Genomic DNA, 17,963 nt, shown 5'->3' on the forward strand with positions numbered 1-17,963 from the left:
TTTACTTCGGGTATCGTTGGAATTGGGCAGGCGCGATGTGCGCGCCGTTCCGGTGGATGACATGATGGCGGCAGTGATCAAGAAGGTCGGCGTGATCGGCGCGGGTCAGATGGGCAACGGCATCGCGCATGTCGCGGCGCTGGCCGGCTTCGACGTGGTGCTCAACGACGTCTCGCCCGACCGTCTCAAGTCGGGCATGGCCACCATCAACGGCAATCTGGCGCGCCAGGTCTCCAAGAAGGCCATCACCGAGAGCGACCGCAAGCAGGCGCTCGACCGCATCGCCTCCGCCGAGTCGCTCGACGCGCTCGCCGATTGCGACCTCGTCATCGAGACCGCAGTCGAGAAGGAAGAGGTCAAGCGCAAGATCTTCCACGAGCTCTGCGCGGTGTTGAAGCCGGAGGCGATCGTCGCCTCCGATACGTCCTCGATCTCGATCACGCGGCTTGCCGCCGCCACCGACCGCCCGGAGCGCTTCATCGGCATTCACTTCATGAACCCGGTGCCGCTGATGGAGCTGGTCGAGCTGATCCGCGGCATCGCCACCGACGACTCCACCTTCGAGACCGCCAAGGAATTCGTCGGCAAGCTCGGCAAGCAGGTCGCGGTCTCCGAGGATTTCCCGGCCTTCATCGTCAACCGCATCCTGCTGCCGATGATCAACGAGGCGATCTACACGCTGTATGAAGGCGTCGGCAACGTCGAGGCGATCGACGCCGCGATGAAGCTCGGGGCCCACCATCCCATGGGCCCGCTCGAGCTCGCCGATTTCATCGGCCTCGATACCTGCCTCTCCATCATGCAGGTGCTGCACGAGGGGCTGGCGGACTCCAAGTACCGCCCGTGCCCGCTGCTGGTGAAGTACGTCGAGGCCGGCTGGCTCGGCCGCAAGACCCAGCGCGGCTTCTACGACTACCGCGGCGCCAAGCCGGTTCCGACGCGGTAATCCATCCCGCCTTCAGGTCAGTGCCCGCAGCAGCGCAAGCGCCGCAGGCACCAGACCGATAATCATCGTCGCACTCGTTCCAAGTCCAAGCAGATGCGCCGCCAGCGCGAGGCGCTGGCTTTTTGCGTGAGACGTCATTGCAGCGCCGCGCAGGCGCGCTTCAGCCGCCTTGCGGCCTCCTCGATGGTCGATGACGGGTTGGCGAAGCTGAGGCGGATATAGGGCGACAGCCCGAGATCCTCGCCGGGAAACACCACCACATCGGACGCCTCGAGCAGATAGGCCGAGAAATCGCGGTCGGTCCGGATCACTCTGCCATCGGGCGCGCGCTTGCCGATCACGCCGGCGCAGCCGACCAGCAGATAGAAGGTGCCTTCGGGCGGCGTGCAGGACAGCCCGGCGCATCCGTTCACGAGTTCGGCAAAGCGGTCGCGCTTGGCGCGAAGGATGGCGGCGCGCTCGAGCAGCACATCCTGCGCGCCGTCGAGCGCGGCAACCGCCGCGGCCTGGCTGATCGACGACGCGCCGGACGTGGTCTGCGACTGGATCGTGACCATCGCGCGGATCAGCGCCGCGGGTCCGGCGGCATAGCCGATGCGCCATCCCATCATGGCGTAGCTCTTGGCGAAGCCGCTGACGATCAGCGTCCGCGGCTTCAGGCGCGGCTCGATTTCCGCAAGCGTCGGCGCGGGCGCGCCATTGAACACGATCTGCTCGTAGAGCCCGTCGGCCAGCACCCAGATGTCCGGATGCCGCAGCAGGACCGCGGCGATCTCGGACAGATCCTCACGCGAATACAGCGCGCCGGATGGGTTGACCGGATTGTTGACGATGATCCAGCGGGTTCGCGCCGAGATCGCCGCCCGCAGATCCTCCGCACGCAGCTTGAAGCCGTTGTTCTGCGCGCACGGCACCACCACCGGCTCCGCGCCGGCGAGCCGCACCTGATCGAGATAGGGCGCCCAATAGGGCGCGGAGATGATCACCTCGTCGCCGGGCGCCAGCGTCGCCAGCAGCGCGTTGAACAGCGCCTGCGTCGAGCCGTTGGTGATGACGATCTCGTCCAGACCATAGTCGAGATGATGGTCGCGCAGCAGCGCGGCCTGCACCGCCCGCTTCAGCTCCGGCGTGCCGTCGACATCGGTGTAACGGGTTTCGCCGCGCAATGCCGCTGCATGCGCCGCCGCGATCACATGGTCAGGTGTCGGGAAGTCCAGATTGCCCGACGACAGCTCGATGATGTCGCGCCCGGCCGCGCGCAGTTCGCGGGCGCGGCGGCGCAGCACCGATGCGGGCGATGCTGTGATGCCGCTCATGCGCGGCGAGAGGGTCGGTGCGGCGGTCATCGGACGTACTGCGCCTCACCGTTGCCGAACGACCAGTTCTCGGGGAGCACCTCGACCAGGTTGATGAAGATGTCCTCGGCGCGCAGGCCGGGGCTTTCGGTCAGCCGTTCGGCGATCCGTCGATAGAGCTTCTGCTTTTGCGCCACCGGGCGCGTATTGCTGACAGTGATCTGGATGATGATCAGATCATCGCTGCGCCTGATGCCGAGATAGTCGGCGCCATAGACGAAATCGTCGTCATCGTGCTCGGAGATCGTCATGAAGCGATCGCCTTCGGGCACGTCGAAGGTCTCGCGCATGGCGCGATAAAGGCTTTCGAGAACGGCCTTGCGGTAGGCGACGGGCTTGCCCCGTCGCAATGAAACGCGGGTCAGCGGCATGATGGTGGCTCTCCTGGTGGCGTCACGTGCTGCCGATCCTAGGGGCTCCTTGTTCATTGCAAAACGGTATGGTAAATTGTTTCAATGATTTCATATTTAAATGAATGACCATGAAGGCGCTCGACCTCGAGGCAGTCCAGGCCTTCGTCCTGGTGGCGGATCTCAGCAGCTTCACGCGCGCGGCGCAGGCGATGGAGACCACGCAGTCCGCGGTCAGCTTGAAGATCAGGCGGCTGGAGGACGGCCTCGGCCGACGGTTGCTGGAGCGAACGCCGCGGCAGGTTCGGCTGTCAGCCGAAGGTGCCGCTTTCCTCGGCGCCGCGCGCAATCTGGTGGCTGCGCATCAATCGGCGATCAGCTCGTTTGCCGTCGAGCATCGGCGATTGGTCGTCGGCATCAGCCACCACATCGTCGGATCGGAGCTCGCCTCGCTGCTGAAGCGGATGAGCAGCACCGATCCCGGGCTGGTGATTCAGCTGCACGTCGATACGTCGCGTTCGGTGCTCAGCGCATTCGACGACGGGAAGCTTGATGCTGCGATCGTGCTTCGTCACGACGCCAAGCGCCGCGATGGCGACGTGCTGTTCGAGGAAGCGTTCGGCTGGATGGCCGCGCCTGATTTTCACCATCGGCCGGGCGAGCCGTTGCGCCTCGCCACGCAAGCCGAGCCGTGCAGCGTGCGTGCCATGGCGGTTGAAGCGCTCGACGCCGCCGGTATCGCCTGGACCGAGGCATTCGTCGGCGGCGGGCTGTCGACGATCGGAGCTGCGATCTCCGCGGGCCTTGCGGTCGCAGCGCTGGCGCGCCGGGTCGCGCCCGCGGATACCGTCGACCTCGGGCCACGGCTTGGCTTGCCGCCGCTGCCGTCCCGTGACGTCATCCTGCACTCGAAGCTGTCAGATGCGCGGACACGGCAGGCGCTGCGTACCCTCGGCGCAGCCTTCGCGGCGAACGCGGCCTGAGACGCGGATCATCGCGCTGCCGGGAGCTTCGAGGCCGATGCGTCAGCCTGACGCGGCCATCGATTACCCAACCATTAACTTTCGCGCGATACCTCAAATCCCAGTTTTGGGAGTGCCGCGTATGGACATGATGAGCATGGTCACCAGCATCCTGTCGATGCAGCAGGGCAATTTGCAGGGTGAGATCGCAACCCGCGTGACCAAGCAGAACCTCGACGCCGAGAAGTTCGCGGTTCAGACCCTGCTCGGCACGCCTTCCACCGCGAATTTGTCGCCCGGCATCGGCGACAACCTCAACACCGTCGCCTGATCAGAACCCGGCTGCGGCCGGCTGTAGCGCGGCCTTCAGCAGCTTGAGCGCGTCCTCGCTCGCCCATTCCGCCGGCCCCGCGATCGTCGCGATCTCGCAGCCCTGAGGATCGACCAGCACCGAGGTCGGCATGCCCAGCGCCCGGCCTATGGCCTTAAGGTCCTGGAACACCTTTGCTTTGGGATCGCTGAAATAGCCGAGCCGGGTCAGGTTGGCCTCTTTCAGGAAGCTCTTGGGCTTGTCCGGGTCGCGGGTGTCGATATTGATCGCCACCACCTCGAAATCCTTGCCGCCGAGCTTGGTCTGCAGGCTGTCGAGCGCCGGCATTTCCTTCCGGCAGGGCACGCACCACGTCGCCCAGAGATTTACCAGCAGCGTCTTGCCGCGGAAGTCGGACAGTTTTTTCGGCTTGCCGTCGGCGTCCTCGAAGGCGAGGTCGGGCAGCTTCAACGGGGCGCTCGCCATGGTCAGCGCCGCCACCTCGCCATGGGCGAGCGGGGCGATCCTCTTCGCCAGAGCCACCGCGCTGTTGCAGGCGATATCGCCCGCGGGATGCTTGAGGCTGGAGACCCCGACATAGCCGATCACGGCCCCGGCCAGCACGGCGCCGATCACCAGCGGGATGCGCCACTTGGCGGTCGGCCTGGCGGTCGGGTTGGGTGGGGTCGTCTCGGGCATATCGTTGTCTTCCTGGGTCGATGTGGCTAAGCAGTGCCGGGAATACGATCGGAACCGCCACGCTGTTTCGCCGCTCCGGCGAATGCAACAGCTCGGCCTGAAATACAAATTCGTGAGCGAGATATCATGAGCAACAAGATGTGGGGCGGCCGGTTCTCGGAACGTCCCGACGAGATCATGGAAGAGATCAACGTCTCCATCGACGTCGATCGTCACCTCTTCGCCCAGGACATTGCCGCGTCCAAGGCTCACGCTGCCATGCTGGCCACGCAGGGCATCATCACGGCCTCTGATGCGAAAAATATCGGCAAGGGTCTAGACACGATTTTGTCAGAGATCGGCAAGGGCGGCTTCGCGTTCAAGCGCGCGCTCGAGGACATCCATATGAATGTCGAGAGCCGCCTGTCGGAGCTGATCGGCCCCGCCGCCGGCCGCCTGCATACCGCGCGTTCGCGCAACGACCAGGTCGCGACAGATTTCCGCCTGTTCGTCCGCGACGTCATCGACGAGACCGATGCCGCGCTCGCCGCGTTCCAGCAGGCGCTGGTCGCGCGTGCCCTGGAGCATGCCGGCACCGTGATGCCCGGCTTCACGCATCTGCAGACCGCGCAGCCCGTCACCTTCGGCCACCATTTGCTCGCCTATGTCGAGATGGCCGCGCGCGACCGCGGCCGTTTCCAGGATGCGCGCAAGCGGCTGAACGAATCCCCGCTCGGCGCGGCCGCGCTCGCCGGGACCTCGTTCCCGATCGATCGCCACGCCACCGCCAAGGCGCTTGCCTTCGACCGCCCCATGGCGAATTCGCTCGACGCGGTCTCCGATCGCGACTTCGTGCTGGAGACGCTGTCGGCGGCCTCGATCTGCGCCGTGCACATGTCGCGCTTTGCCGAGGAGATCGTGATCTGGACCTCGCCGCTGGTCGGCCTGATCCGCCTCAGCGACAAGTTCACCACCGGCTCCTCGATCATGCCGCAGAAGCGCAACCCGGATGCCGCCGAGCTCGTGCGCGCCAAGACCGGCCGCGTCATCGGCGCGCTCAACGGCCTCCTGATCGTCATGAAGGGCCTGCCGCTCGCCTATCAAAAGGACATGCAGGAGGACAAGCAGGGTGCCATGGAGGGCTTTGCCGCGCTGTCGCTGGCGATCCGCGCCATGACCGGCATGGTCCGCGACCTCGTGCCGGATGAAGCCAAGATGAAAGCGGCCGCGGGCGAGGGGTACGCCACCGCGACCGATCTTGCCGACTGGCTGGTACGCACCCTGAAAATGCCGTTCCGTGACGCCCACCACGTTACCGGGCGCATCGTCGGCCTGGCCTCGAAGCAGGGTGTGGCGCTGCACGAGCTGCCGCTCAAGGCCATGCAGGAGGTCGAGCCTGATATCACGGCCGACGCGCTGAAGGTGCTGAGCGTCGAATCCTCGGTGCGGAGCCGGACCTCGTTCGGCGGCACGGCGCCGAAGAATGTGATGGCGCAGGCCAAGGCCTGGGCGAAGCGGCTGGAAAAAGAGCGAAAATTGGGCTGAACCGGAAAATTTGGCCGTGATTTCATGGCGCTCCGCCTCTCGCCAGAGCACGGCAATGTTTGTATGGTGCCGCCCGAATTGGGGAATTCGTCGTGATTAGCAAGAACCGCCTGACCCCCTCGGGATGGGCCATCATTGTGCTGGGCGTATCAGCGCTGGCGCTCGGCGGCTGCGGCCGCAAGGGACCGCTCGACCTGCCGCCGACCGCGAACGTCGCGCCGGGCGCGGCACCGAGCGACACCGAGACCGAGCGGGCGGCGCAGCCCAGCGTGTTCAATCCGACCTATGGCTCGGAGGCCGCGCCGGCCGCGCCGCGAGGCAATAAACGGCCCTTCATCCTCGATCCGCTGCTCGGCAATTAATATCTCGAGCATGATCCGGAAAAGTGCGAAGCGGTTTTCCGAAAAGAATCATGTTCAAACAATCTAGCGTGCCATGAACCATTTCGACTATCGCAACGGCGTACTGCACGCCGAGGCGGTGAATCTGTCCGAGCTGGCCGCCGCCGTCGGCACGCCGTTCTATTGCTATTCGACCGCGACGCTGGAGCGGCACTACCGCGTCTTCGCCGATGCCTTCGCCGGCGAGAAGGCGCTGGTCTGCTACGCCATGAAGGCGAACTCCAACCAGTCGGTGCTGCGCACGCTGGCCAAGCTCGGCGCCGGCGCCGACGTCGTCTCCGGCGGTGAATTGAAGCGCGCGCTGGCTGCCGGTTTCCCGGCCAGCAAGATCGTGTTCTCCGGAGTCGGCAAGACGGAAGAGGAGCTGCGCGCCGCGCTTGCCACCGACATCCTCTGCCTCAATATCGAGTCCGAGCCGGAACTCGAGATGCTGTCGCGTCTCGCGGTCGAGATGAAGAAGACGGCCCGCATCTCGGTGCGGGTCAATCCCGATGTCGATGCCGGCACGCATGCCAAGATTTCGACCGGCAAGTCCGAGAACAAGTTCGGCATCCCGATCGCGCATGCGCGCGAGGTCTATGCACGCGCCGCCAGGCTGCCCGGCATCGAAGTGACCGGCACCGACGTGCATATCGGCAGCCAGATCACCGACCTCGGGCCGCTGGAGGTTGCTTTCCGGCTCCTCGCCGAATTCGTGCAGACGCTGCGCGCCGACGGCCACGACATCAGCCACGTCGATTTCGGCGGCGGTCTCGGCATTCCGTATTACATGGACCGCGAGGCGCCGCCGGCGCCCGACGCCTATGCCGCCATGGTCAAGCGCGTGAGCCACAATCTCGGCTGCACGCTGATGTTCGAGCCCGGCCGCATGATCGTCGGCAATGCCGGCATCCTGGTTGCCAAGGTCATCTATGTGAAGCATGGCGACGGCAAGAATTTCGTGATCATCGACGCCGCGATGAACGATCTGATCCGCCCGACGCTGTATGAGGCCTATCACGACATCCTGCCGGTGAGTCAGCCCGCGGCCGGCACCCCGACCATGGTCGCGGATGTAGTCGGCCCGGTCTGTGAGACCGGCGATTACCTCGCGCTCGACCGCTCGCTGCCGCAGCCGAAGGCCGGCGATCTCCTGGCGATCATGACCGCCGGCGCCTACGGCGCGGTGCAATCCGGCACCTACAACACGCGGCCTCTGGTGCCGGAAGTGCTGGTCAAGGACGACCAGTACGCGGTGGTCCGCCCGCGCATCGACGTCGACGCCCTGATCGCGATGGACAAGCCGGCGCCGTGGCTGTGAGGCACTGGCGTGCCACATCAATGGTGTCGTCCTGGCGAAGGCCAGCGCCCATAACCACCGCTCTTGATCGTTGCAGTGAGCTGGGGCCCCGGCTCAGCTAACCACGAACGCCTGTGGTTATGGGTCGCGCTTCGCTTGCCCGGGACGACAGTGCCAATTTGTCGACGGCCTTTACTTCGCGGCGTGACTACCGCCTTTACCGCCGCCGCCGACGATCACGCCCGCGGCCTTCTCGATCGGCTTGATTGCCGCGGTGAAGTCCGACTCCGGTCCCTCGTCGCGGATGACGACTTCCCAGAGCCGGCCGACCGCTTCGGCGACTTCCATCGACAGCCCGAGCGCGCGCATCTCCTCGACGGCCAGCCGCACGTCCTTGACCATCAGCCCCGTGGCGAAGCCGAAGTCGAACGTGCGCGGCAGCACCGCGCGCGGAAACTTGTCGCGGCTCGCCGTGTTCATGCCGGAGCCCGCATTGATGACGTCGATCATCACGGCGGGATCGAGCCCCGCCTTCACGCCCATCACCACCGCTTCCGAGGTCGCCACGATCGCTGTAGCCGACAGGAAATTGTTGGCGAGCTTCATGGTCTGCGCCGCGCCGGGCTTCTCGCCGATGAAGAACACTTTTCCGATGACGTCGAGCGCGGGCTTCAGCAGCTCGAACTCGGCCTTCGGTCCTGACACCATCACCGCCAGCGTGCCCTTCTCGGCGCCGCCGACGCCGCCGGAGACGGGGCAGTCGACCTGCACGATGTTCTTCTTGGCCAACAGCTCGTGGATCTTCACCGCCATCCGCGAGCCGACGGTGGAGAGGTCGATGAAGCGTTTGACGCGCGTGCCCTCGATCACGCCGCCCGCGCCGGTCGCCACCTCGAGCGAGGCCTGCAGCGAAGGCAGGCTCGCCATCACGGTCTCGACGCGGTCGGCGATGTCCTTGGGCGAGGTTGCGGCCACCGCGCCGAGCGCAACCAGCCTGTCGAGCGCGTCCTTGCTGGTGTCGAACACGGTGAGCTTGTGGCCGGCCTCGATCAGTCGGCGCGCCATCGGGAAGCCCATCTTCCCGAGGCCGATGAATCCGATTTCCATGAGTCGTTTCCTCTATGTCGTTATGTGCGGAGCCGCGCACCCCACATTCGCTGTCGTCCCGGCGAAGGCCGGGACCCATTACCACCGCGGTTGATTGCTGTGCTCCGCTGGAGCCCCAGCGTGTTCCCACCACGAAGGCCTGTGGTTATGGGTCCTGGCTTTCGCCAGGACGACATTGCGTGTGAGGCAGCAGCGTCTCACGCCTTGTTGTCGAGTTCGGCGAACACCTCGCGCGCGATCCGGAAGCTGTCCACCGCGGCCGGCATGCCGCCGTAGATCGCGACCTGCATCAGGATCTCGCGGATCTCCTCGCGCGTCACGCCATTGGTCAGCGCACCCTTGAGATGCGCGCGAAACTCGTGCTGGCGGTTGAGGATCGCGATCATGGCGATGTTGAGCATGCTGCGGGTCTTGCGCGGCAGCTCCTCGCGGCCCCACACCGTGCCCCAGCAATATTCGTTGACGAGTTCCTGGAATGGCTTGTTGAAGCTGTCCGAATTCTTCAGGGCGTTGTTGACATAGGCTTCGCCCAGCACCGCTTTGCGGACTTCCAGGCCCTTGTCGTGCATTTTTTGGTCCATATCGCGTTCCTCATGCGTTAATGCGATGGTTCGGCCGCGACGTTACGGGGTCGAACCGCCGCAGTCACGCCTTCGTGTTATGCGTATTTCCCGGTGTGGGTTACGCCCTGGAACGGGTGCCTCAAAGCCGCCGCCGTGCTAGGCTGACCTGCCGGCTACCCCGGAGATTTTATTGAGCGGAGCCAACATCGAGCCCTCTGACCCGTCACGCGCCGTCCACGACAGCGATGCGGTCGCGCGGCTGAAACTGACAGAGGCTCTGCAGCAGGCAAGGTTCGCGATTGGGTGGGAACGAGCCTGGCCGCATCTGGCGCGGTTCCTGACGGTCGCAGGATTGTTCCTGGTCGCGTCCTGGGCCGGGCTGTGGCTGGTGCTGCCGTTTGTCGCACGCGTGGCCGGCGCCGGCCTGTTCGCGATTGCCGCGCTCGTGGCGCTGTCGCCGCTGGTGCGCTTCCGCTGGCCGAGCCGCGAGGAGGGCCTGAGCCGGCTCGACCGCGGCGCCGGCATTCGCCATCGCCCGGCGACCACGCTCTCCGACACGCTTACCAACAAGGACCCGTTTGCGCTGGCGCTGTGGCAGGCGCAGCGCGAGCGCACGCTGGCTTCCCTCAAGCGCATCCGCGCTGGTCTGCCGCACCCGCGGCTCGCGCTTCACGACCCCTGGGCGTTGCGCGCGCTGGTCATGGTGATGCTGGTTGCGACCTTCTTCGCCGCCGGCGACGAGCGCGGCCTGCGGGTTGCCTCGGCATTCGACTGGAACGGCATCATGGCGCCGGCCAATGTCCGGGTCGATGCCTGGGTGACGCCGCCGAACTACACCGGCAAGCCGCCGATCATCCTGTCCAACGCCAACAAGGACGCCAACGCGGCGGACACCACCCCGCTCGCGGTTCCGGCCGGCAGCACACTCCTGGTGCGCTCCAGCGGCGGCAGCATCGACGTCGTCGTCGGTGGCGGCGTTGCCGAGGTCGCGCCGGACGGGCAGGCGCCGAAGGGCACCAACGAGCGGCATTTCAAGATCACCGGCGACGGCACCGCGCATGTCCGTGCGCCGGCCGGCCAGCCGCAGTGGAAATTCACCGCGACGCCGGACCGCCCGCCGTCGATTGCGCTCGCCAAGGATCCGGAGCGGCAGGCGCGCGGCGCGCTGCAGATGTCCTACCGGCTCGAGGACGACTACGGCGTCAGCGAAGCGCGCGCGCAATTCGCGGTGCGGCCGACCGATGCGCCGAAGGAGGCTGACGGCAAGAAGGATGCCGACGGCAAGGCGGCGCAGCCGCGGCCGCTGTTCGAGCCGCCGCAATTCGCGCTGGTGCTGCCGAATGCGCGCACCCGCAACGGCGTCGGCCAGACCGTGAAGGACCTCAGCGAAGACCCCTATGCCGGCGCCGACGTGACCCTGACGCTGACGGCCAAGGACGAGGCCGGCAATGAAGGCAAGAGCGAACCGTTTAACATGCGTCTGCCCGAACGGCTCTTCACCAAGCCGCTGGCCCGTGCACTGATCGAGCAGCGCCGCATTCTCGCGCTCGACGCCAACAAGAATTCGGACGTGTATGCCGCGCTCGACGCGCTGATGATCGCGCCCGAGATGTTCACGCCGGAGCCCGGCTATTACCTTGGCCTGCACACCGTGAGCCGGCAGCTCGAGGCGGCGCGCACCGACGACCAATTGCGCGAGGTGGTCGCCAGCCTGTGGTCACTCGCCGTCACGATCGAGGACGGCAAGATCTCCGACGTCGAGAAGGCGCTGCGCGCGGCTCAGGACGCGCTGAAGCAGGCGCTGGAGCGCGGCGCGAGCGACGAAGAGATCAAGAAGCTGACCGACAATCTGCGCGCGGCGCTGGACAATTTCCTGCGCCAGATGGTCGAGCAGTTCCGCAACAACAATGACCCGCAGCAGCTGGCGCGGCCGCTCGACCCGAACACCAAGGTCCTGCGCCAGCAGGACCTGCAGAACATGATCGACCGGATGGAGCGCCTGTCGCGCTCCGGCGACAAGGATGCCGCCAAGCAGTTGCTCGAGCAGCTCCAGCAGATGCTGGAAGGCCTCCAGATGGCGCAGCCGGGGCAGTCCGGCGAGAGCGACATGGAGCAGGCGCTCAACGAGCTCGGCGACATGATCCGCAAGCAGCAGCAATTGCGCGACAAGACCTTCAAGCAGGGCCAGGATTCCCGGCGCGAACGCTCGCGCGGCAAGCAGGGCGATGATCAGTCCATGTCGGAGCTGCAGCAGGACCAGCAGGGACTGCGCGACCGCCTAAAGAAGCTGCAGGACGAGCTTGCCAAGCGCGGCCTGGGACCGGACCAGCGCGGCCAGAAAGGCCAGGGTCAGAAGGGCGATCAGGCGCAGCAGGGCGATCAAGGCGGCGACCAGGGCGATGACGGCGACGGGCTCGACCAGGCCGATTCCGCGATGGGCGATGCCTCCGGGCGGCTCGGCGAGGGCAATGCCGACGGCGCGGTGGATTCGCAGGGCCGTGCGCTGGACGCGCTGCGCAAGGGCGCCCAGAGCCTCGCCGAGGCGATGCAGCAGGGCGATGGCGACGGCCAGGGCGACGGCCCCGGCCAGCGCGCCGGTCGTCAGCAGAGCGGCGGCAACCAGACCGACCCGTTGGGCCGTCCGCTGCATGGGCGCGAATATGGCGACGATTATACGGTCAAGATTCCCGGCGAGATCGACACCCAGCGTGTCCGCCGCATTCTCGAGGAGCTCCGCCGTCGTCTCGGCGATCCCTCGCGCCCGCAGATCGAGCTCGACTATATCGAGCGGCTGCTGAAGGAGTTTTGAGGTCTGCACCTCGTCCTCGACTGTCGTCAGCCGCGAAAGCTGGTGACAGCGTTCAAGAGACATCAGCGCCTTAATCGAACGGCCGTGGCAACCTGGATGCCGCGCTTTCGCGGGCATGACGCGGAATCCGCACGACGGTCGTAAGCCGGCAGACGTCAGCTTCTGCGGGCAACGCGCCTCGCGTTCCGATCGGTGTGGTCGGGTCCGCGGGAGCCGCCGGTTTCGCACAATTTCTTTAAAATTGTCGAGTTCCCGTTGGTGCGCATTTAAGTCGCTTGCGTCACCTTACTTCTGAAAATTGGCAAGCGTCTCAGGAGAGCACATGAGGCACAGCCGTTTATTCATTGCTTCGTCATACCGGCCATTGGGTATTACTCGCCGGCACCAACATCAGACCCGCTTGGTTCGACAATTCGTTCGGGACCAGTCGGGCAGCTATGTGATCATTTCAGCGCTGCTCATGCCGGTCCTGGTCGGCACGGCAGGGCTCGGTACCGAAGTGGGGTGGTGGTACTACAAACATAAGAACATGCAGAGTGCCGCCGACTCTGGCGCGGTAAGCGCCGCAACGGCGGCAAGTGCAGGCGCCGACCTTTTGTCCGAAGCCAATGCGGTCACGGCAAACTACGGTTACGCGAACGGGGCGAACAACGTCACGGTCACGGTGAATCAACCGCCGAAGACCGGCAGTCAGACGTCGAACCTGCAGGCGATCGAAGTCATCGTGAGCCAACCGCAACAGCGGTTGCTGTCGGCCCTGTTCGGCTCGGCCCCGGTGCCGGTCACCGCGCGCGCGGTCGCCCTGCCGAATTCCGGGACGGGCTGCGTACTTGCGCTCAACGCCAGCGCCAGCCCCGCCGTCAATGTGAGCGGCAGCAACCAGCTCAACTTGATCAAGTGCAATCTCTATAGCAACTCGAGCGCAAGCCCATCGCTCAACGTGGCCGGCAGTGCGGCGGTCTCCGCGAATCTGGTCGGGGTTGTCGGCGAGGTCTCCGGCGCGAGCAACATCACGGCCACCAACGGCATCAAGACGCACATCCGGCCGATCGCCGATCCGTATGCCAATGTCTCACCCCCATCGGAGCCGAGCTGCACGAACGCCAAGATCACGGTCAATTCCAACGGAAAGACAAACTCGCTCAGTCCCGGCTGCTATAAGGGCAACATAACGGTCAATGCAGGTGCCACCCTGAGCCTTGATCCAGGTATCTATTATCTGGACGGCGCCAATTTGAGCGTCGCGGGAAACGCAACGATCACGGGCAGCGGCGTGACCCTGGTGTTTACGGGCTCGGGCAGCAACTGGGGCACCGCTTCAATCGGCAGCAACGCGATTATCGATCTGACGGCGCCGACCTCCGGCGCAACGAAGGGTATCGTCATGTATGGCGATCGCAACATGCCGGTCGGCACCGCCTTTAATCTTACGGGTGGCGCCACCCAGAACTTCGGCGGTGCCATCTACCTACCTAGGGCCAACCTCAGCTTCAGCGGTGGCAACGGTACGAGCACATCATGCACCAAGATCATTGTGGATACCTTGACGCTCTCCGGCACGTCGAACCTTCAGGTCAATTGTTCGGCGCTCGGCACCGCGACGATAGGCACGCAAACCGCGCAACTCATCGAGTGAGGTTGGCTCCGATGCAAATCCAGAGATCCTCATCCAACAGCCGTGGTCGATTGGTTTTCTCCCTGACGCGGCTTGTGCGCACCGCCGTTCACGACAGGGGCGGCGTCGCGGCCATCGAATTCGGCATCATGATCCCGTTGTTGTCCCTGATGGTCGTCTCGGTAACCGACATCGGACTCGCGCTCTATCGCAAGATGCAGGTCGAGAATGCCGCGCAGGCGGGAGCGCAATACGCCATCGTGCGCGGCTTTGACGAGACCGGCGTCACCAGCGCCGTAACAGCCGCCACGAATTCCACAGCCATCAATGCTTCGCCCAAGCCGTACCAGTTTTGCGGGTGCCCGACCAGTTCGGGGGTCAGCACCGTCAGTTGCGGTGCGGTCTGCCCCGGCGGCGCGCAGGCCGGAACATATGCGATGGTTTCGGCGCAAGGGACGTACTACACGCTGATCAATTATCAGATTGTGGCAGCCACATACACCTATAGCGCCCAGTCCACTGCGAGGCTGCAGTGAAACTCACACCGCTATGGCGGGACGATCGAGGGGCCTCCGCGCTGGAATTCGCCCTGACCGCTCCCGTGTTCTTCCTGTTCATATTCGGCATCGTCGAATTCGGACTGCTGTTCTGGACTCAGCTCGGGCTGCAGCACGGCACCGAAATGGCGGCGCGTTGCGCGACCGTCAACAGCACGCTCTGTCCAAGCGGCAGCGCCATCACGAATTACGCCGCGCAGCAGGCATACGGCCTCACGCTCCCAGCGCAGACATTCAGCTATTCCACGTCAGCCTGCGGCAACATCGTCAGCGCGAGTTATTCATTTCAATTTGCACAGTTTCTCAATCTGTCCCCGGTGACGCTGACCGCCCGGGCATGCTTTCCGAGTTGAACTCGTAACCCTAGCCGGCCTTCCGCGCCGCCAGCGCGTCCGCGACTGCGGTGCGGATATCGGCCACCGAGAACGGTTTCGTCACCACGTCATGCACGATCGCCTCGAGGCCGGAGGCGCGCTCGCGCTGGTCGGCAAAGCCGGTCATCAGCAAAATGGTCAGATCAGGGAAATCGCGGGCGGCGGAGAGGGCCAGCGCGATGCCGTCCATGACCGGCATCTGGATGTCGGTGAGCAACAGATCGAAAGCGCCGTCCTCGCGGATCAGGATCTCCAGCGCCTCGGCGCCGTCCTGGGCGGTGACGGTCTCGTGGCCGTCCATGGCGATGGCGCGCGCCACCAGCTGGCGCATCGAATCCTCGTCGTCGGCGATCAGGACACGCGTCATGGTGATTGGTCGGTTCCCGATAGAGTTGGCCGGCGGCTCACGCGCGGCCGCCGGTGAGATCACGCTTGTTGAAGAAGCGTACGTCGATATTGCGGCCTTCGGGCGGCGGCGAGGCGAGGCGCGACTTGAAGAAGGCCCGCTCGCCGGGATTGAGCACCGGCTGCTCCAGCACGGCGTTCCAGGCATAGATTTCGGCGCCCTGGGCGTCGCGGACCGAGAAGCGCAGCCGAGGCAATTCGACCGGCTTCCTGGTCTGGCCGACGATCACGCCCTCGATCACCAGCACCTGCTTACCGTCTACGGTCTCGCTGGAGAGCTTGACGTCCTTGAAGGCCAGGCCCCGCAGATTCACCTCGAGCCCGACCACCTTGTAGAATGCCGCCGTCTGGGGCAGCAGCCGCACGACGTCGTTGCGCCAGACGAACAGCGCGATGATCAGCGCGGCCATGGCGCCGCAGGTGGTCGGCAGGGCGCCGATCACGGGCATGAACGGAATTCGGGGCAGGGCGGGCAGCCGGAACAGGCGGGGAAGCCGGGGCAGGCGGAAGCGGCCCCTGGTTCCCGCGTCCCCGGCGTCGGCATGGGCCGCGGCATCCGCCTCGGCCAGCGCCGGCCATTCCGTGGCGGCGTCGCTGCCCTCGGCGGGCAAATCGGCCGAAATCGAGGGGCTCTCGACCATCGGGGGCGCGTCAGCCTCCTCCCGGCCCATGGCCTCCCATTCGGCGGCGAGGTCGGATCCGGCGGACTGATAGGCCAGAGTGGGCGCGGTTGCCCCGATGGCGTCCTCCGGCCGGGCCAGCCAGACCTCCCGGCAGCGGGAACAACGGACGGTACGTCCGGCCTCGCCAAGGGTGGCCGGATTGATGGCGTAGGATGTTGTACAATGCGGGCAAACAATATGCATGGAGGCCGAATCTCCACCGTGTGGATGCCCGGATGCTACTTTGCGACCGTTAACGAATCGGAAACCATAATCGAAGCACAAGCTTTCTGTGCGGTTCGCGGGCGCTCGGCCGGGGGTCGGGCCGTCTTCGCCGTCGGTGTGGGGTATCGGGCCATCGGCCCTCTCGAACGGAGCTAGCGCATTGGTTCGGTTCGAAAATGTCGGTCTGCGCTACGGGCTCGGCCCGGAGATTTTGCGCGACCTCTCGTTCATGATCCCGGCGCACTCGTTCCAGTTCCTCACCGGGCCGTCGGGCGCGGGCAAGACCTCGCTGCTGCGGCTGTTGTTCCTGTTGTTGCGGCCGACCCGTGGGCTGGTCAATCTGTTCGGCAAGGACGTCTCGCTGCTGAGCAAGGACGAGATCGCGGACCTGCGCAAGCGCATCGGTATCGTGCTCCAGGATTTCCGCCTGCTCGACCACATGACGACCTATGAGAATGTCGCGCTGCCGTTCCGCGTCATGGGCCGCAGCGAGTCGAGCTACCGCAAGGAGGTGATCGATCTCCTGCGCTGGGTCGGCCTCGGCGACCGCATGGATGCGCTGCCGCCGATCCTGTCGGGCGGCGAGAAGCAGCGCGCGGCGATCGCACGCGCCGTGATCTCGCGGCCGCAGCTGCTGCTCGCGGACGAGCCGACCGGCAGCGTCGACCCGACGCTCGGCCGCCGCCTACTGCGGCTCTTCATCGAGCTCAACAAGTCAGGCACCGCCGTCATCATCGCCACTCACGACATCGGCCTGATGGACCAGTACGAAGCACGGCGGCTGGTGCTGCACCAGGGACGGCTGCACGTCTATGAGTAGGACCGACGAGCGCGGCGTGCTGGTCGATCTCGGGCAGGAGCGTCCGCAGCTTCCGGCCAGGGCACGCAACATGTCGCCGATCGTGCCGCGCGCCTCGATCCATGGCAGAGCGCTGGTCGCCGTCGTCGCCATCATGAGCTTCCTCGCCTCGATGGCCACGGGCACGGTGCTGCTGGTGAGTGCCTCCGCCGCCGAATGGCAGTCGGACGTCGCGAGCGAAATCACCATCCAGGTTCGCCCCTCGCCGGGCCGCGATCTCGATCGCGACGCGCAGGCCGCGGTGGAGGCGATGCGGGCGCAGCCCGGCATTCTCGAGGTCCGTCCGTTCAGCAAGGAGGAATCCGCCAAGCTGCTGGAGCCGTGGCTCGGCACCGGCCTGTCGATGGACGATCTGCCGGTGCCGCGCATGATCATCGCGCGCGTGCAGCCGGGAACGCCGCTCGATCTCGGCGCCTTGCGCGCGCGCGTGACGCAGGTCGCGCCGGGCGCCAGCGTCGACGATCACCGCGCCTGGATCGAGCGCATGCGCTCGATGACCAACGCCATCGTGCTGGCCGGCCTCGGCATTCTCGCGCTCGTCATCATCGCCACCATCATCTCGGTTTCGTTCGCGACCCGCGGCGCCATGGCGGCGAACCGTCCGATCGTCGAGGTCCTGCATTTCGTCGGCGCCGGCGACCGTTACATCGCCAATCACTTCCTGCGCCATTTCCTCAGGCTGGGCCTCCAAGGCGGGCTGATCGGTGGCGGTGCGGCGATGTTGGCGTTCGGCTTCTCCGAGTTCGATCGCCAACTGGTTCTCCGGCACGCCGGTGGGCGACCAGTTCGCGGCCCTGCTCGGCACGTTCTCGCTGCGTCCGTCGGGCTATCTGGTGCTGGCGATGCAGGCGGTGCTGATCGCGGCGATCACCGCGTGGGCATCGCGGCGCACCCTGTTTGCCACGCTCGACGACATCGACTGACGGCGCCGCGAAACTCGAAATCATGGCGCTGCCTCGTG

Annotated in this window: 19 protein-coding genes and 1 pseudogene; 12 read left to right on the forward strand and 8 right to left on the reverse strand. The window is 65.6% G+C overall.

The window, feature by feature from the left end; translation table 11 throughout:
• Positions 1-64: 64 nt before the first annotated feature.
• Positions 65-946, forward strand: a complete 882-nt coding sequence (locus RX327_RS05220) for a 3-hydroxybutyryl-CoA dehydrogenase (RefSeq protein ID WP_317249667.1) — start codon at positions 65-67, stop codon at positions 944-946.
• 12 nt (positions 947-958) lie between these two features.
• Here RX327_RS05220 and RX327_RS05225 read toward each other — a convergent pair whose 3' ends face one another.
• From RX327_RS05225 to RX327_RS05235, 3 genes are read right to left on the reverse strand one after another with little or no spacing between them, the layout of a single operon-like run.
• A complete protein-coding gene (locus tag RX327_RS05225; protein WP_283809412.1) occupies positions 959-1,084 on the reverse strand; it encodes a hypothetical protein in 126 nt (41 codons plus the stop codon).
• A complete protein-coding gene (locus RX327_RS05230; RefSeq protein WP_050385674.1) occupies positions 1,081-2,292 on the reverse strand; it encodes a pyridoxal phosphate-dependent aminotransferase in 1,212 nt (403 codons plus the stop codon). Before RX327_RS05230 ends, RX327_RS05225 begins: the two co-directional genes overlap by 4 nt.
• Positions 2,289-2,672, reverse strand: coding sequence for a tautomerase family protein (locus tag RX327_RS05235; protein WP_028333617.1), 384 nt, complete (start codon positions 2,670-2,672; stop codon positions 2,289-2,291). Before RX327_RS05235 ends, RX327_RS05230 begins: the two co-directional genes overlap by 4 nt.
• A gap of 110 nt (positions 2,673-2,782) precedes the next feature.
• Here RX327_RS05235 and RX327_RS05240 point away from each other — a divergent pair, with 110 nt between their 5' ends.
• Positions 2,783-3,634 (forward strand): LysR family transcriptional regulator, encoded by an 852-nt coding sequence (locus tag RX327_RS05240; protein WP_028333616.1) that lies wholly within the window; start codon positions 2,783-2,785, stop codon positions 3,632-3,634.
• A 121-nt stretch (positions 3,635-3,755) separates the two neighbouring features.
• Positions 3,756-3,944 carry a putative motility protein gene (locus RX327_RS05245; RefSeq protein ID WP_028333615.1) on the forward strand — a complete coding sequence of 63 codons (189 nt, stop codon included), beginning with the start codon at positions 3,756-3,758 and terminating at the stop codon, positions 3,942-3,944.
• Here RX327_RS05245 and tlpA read toward each other — a convergent pair whose 3' ends face one another.
• Entirely contained in the window at positions 3,945-4,622 is a 678-nt protein-coding gene (gene tlpA / locus RX327_RS05250) for a thiol:disulfide interchange protein TlpA (protein WP_317249668.1), read from the reverse strand. It abuts the gene before it with no gap.
• Positions 4,623-4,748: 126 nt separating this feature from the next.
• Here tlpA and argH point away from each other — a divergent pair, with 126 nt between their 5' ends.
• The 3 genes from argH (at position 4,749) to lysA (ending at position 7,847) form a co-directional block, all read left to right on the forward strand.
• A complete protein-coding gene (argH, locus tag RX327_RS05255; RefSeq protein WP_317249669.1) occupies positions 4,749-6,146 on the forward strand; it encodes an argininosuccinate lyase in 1,398 nt (465 codons plus the stop codon).
• Positions 6,147-6,238: 92 nt separating this feature from the next.
• Positions 6,239-6,508 carry an LPS translocon maturation chaperone LptM gene (lptM, locus tag RX327_RS05260; protein WP_028333612.1) on the forward strand — a complete coding sequence of 90 codons (270 nt, stop codon included), beginning with the start codon at positions 6,239-6,241 and terminating at the stop codon, positions 6,506-6,508.
• A 73-nt stretch (positions 6,509-6,581) separates the two neighbouring features.
• On the forward strand, positions 6,582-7,847 hold the full coding sequence (gene lysA / locus RX327_RS05265) for a diaminopimelate decarboxylase (protein ID WP_317249670.1): 1,266 nt from the start codon (positions 6,582-6,584) through the stop codon (positions 7,845-7,847).
• Between the two features lie 171 nt (positions 7,848-8,018).
• Here the strand turns inward: lysA and RX327_RS05270 are convergent, their stop codons facing one another.
• On the reverse strand, positions 8,019-8,933 hold the full coding sequence (locus RX327_RS05270; protein WP_317249671.1) for an NAD(P)-dependent oxidoreductase: 915 nt from the start codon (positions 8,931-8,933) through the stop codon (positions 8,019-8,021).
• Positions 8,934-9,130: 197 nt separating this feature from the next.
• Positions 9,131-9,514, reverse strand: coding sequence for a carboxymuconolactone decarboxylase family protein (locus RX327_RS05275; RefSeq protein WP_317249672.1), 384 nt, complete (start codon positions 9,512-9,514; stop codon positions 9,131-9,133).
• A 172-nt stretch (positions 9,515-9,686) separates the two neighbouring features.
• On the opposite strand from RX327_RS05275, the gene RX327_RS05280 reads away from it, so the two are divergent.
• The 4 genes from RX327_RS05280 to RX327_RS05295 all read left to right on the forward strand — a co-directional run bounded on the left by RX327_RS05280 (position 9,687) and on the right by RX327_RS05295 (position 14,830).
• Positions 9,687-12,305, forward strand: a complete 2,619-nt coding sequence (locus RX327_RS05280) for a TIGR02302 family protein (protein ID WP_317249673.1) — start codon at positions 9,687-9,689, stop codon at positions 12,303-12,305.
• 322 nt (positions 12,306-12,627) lie between these two features.
• Positions 12,628-13,941 (forward strand): TadE/TadG family type IV pilus assembly protein, encoded by a 1,314-nt coding sequence (locus RX327_RS05285; protein ID WP_244482308.1) that lies wholly within the window; start codon positions 12,628-12,630, stop codon positions 13,939-13,941.
• 11 nt (positions 13,942-13,952) lie between these two features.
• On the forward strand, positions 13,953-14,456 hold the full coding sequence (locus RX327_RS05290; RefSeq protein ID WP_244482307.1) for a TadE/TadG family type IV pilus assembly protein: 504 nt from the start codon (positions 13,953-13,955) through the stop codon (positions 14,454-14,456).
• Positions 14,453-14,830 (forward strand): TadE/TadG family type IV pilus assembly protein, encoded by a 378-nt coding sequence (locus tag RX327_RS05295; protein ID WP_244482305.1) that lies wholly within the window; start codon positions 14,453-14,455, stop codon positions 14,828-14,830. The genes RX327_RS05290 and RX327_RS05295 overlap by 4 nt, the downstream gene beginning before the upstream one ends.
• A gap of 10 nt (positions 14,831-14,840) precedes the next feature.
• Here RX327_RS05295 and RX327_RS05300 read toward each other — a convergent pair whose 3' ends face one another.
• Entirely contained in the window at positions 14,841-15,218 is a 378-nt protein-coding gene (locus RX327_RS05300; RefSeq protein ID WP_317249674.1) for a response regulator, read from the reverse strand.
• A gap of 37 nt (positions 15,219-15,255) precedes the next feature.
• Positions 15,256-16,122, reverse strand: a complete 867-nt coding sequence (locus RX327_RS05305; protein ID WP_317249675.1) for an MJ0042-type zinc finger domain-containing protein — start codon at positions 16,120-16,122, stop codon at positions 15,256-15,258.
• A 181-nt stretch (positions 16,123-16,303) separates the two neighbouring features.
• On the opposite strand from RX327_RS05305, the gene ftsE reads away from it, so the two are divergent.
• Positions 16,304-16,963, forward strand: coding sequence for a cell division ATP-binding protein FtsE (gene ftsE / locus RX327_RS05310; RefSeq protein WP_317249676.1), 660 nt, complete (start codon positions 16,304-16,306; stop codon positions 16,961-16,963).
• Positions 16,956-17,925: pseudogene (locus RX327_RS05315) on the forward strand (cell division protein FtsX). Before ftsE ends, RX327_RS05315 begins: the two are co-directional and overlap by 8 nt.
• The last annotated feature ends 38 nt before the right edge of the window (positions 17,926-17,963 follow it).

This window comes from Bradyrhizobium sp. BEA-2-5 (assembly GCF_032918025.1).
In the GTDB taxonomy this organism is placed as follows: Bacteria; Pseudomonadota; Alphaproteobacteria; order Rhizobiales; family Xanthobacteraceae; genus Bradyrhizobium; species Bradyrhizobium pachyrhizi.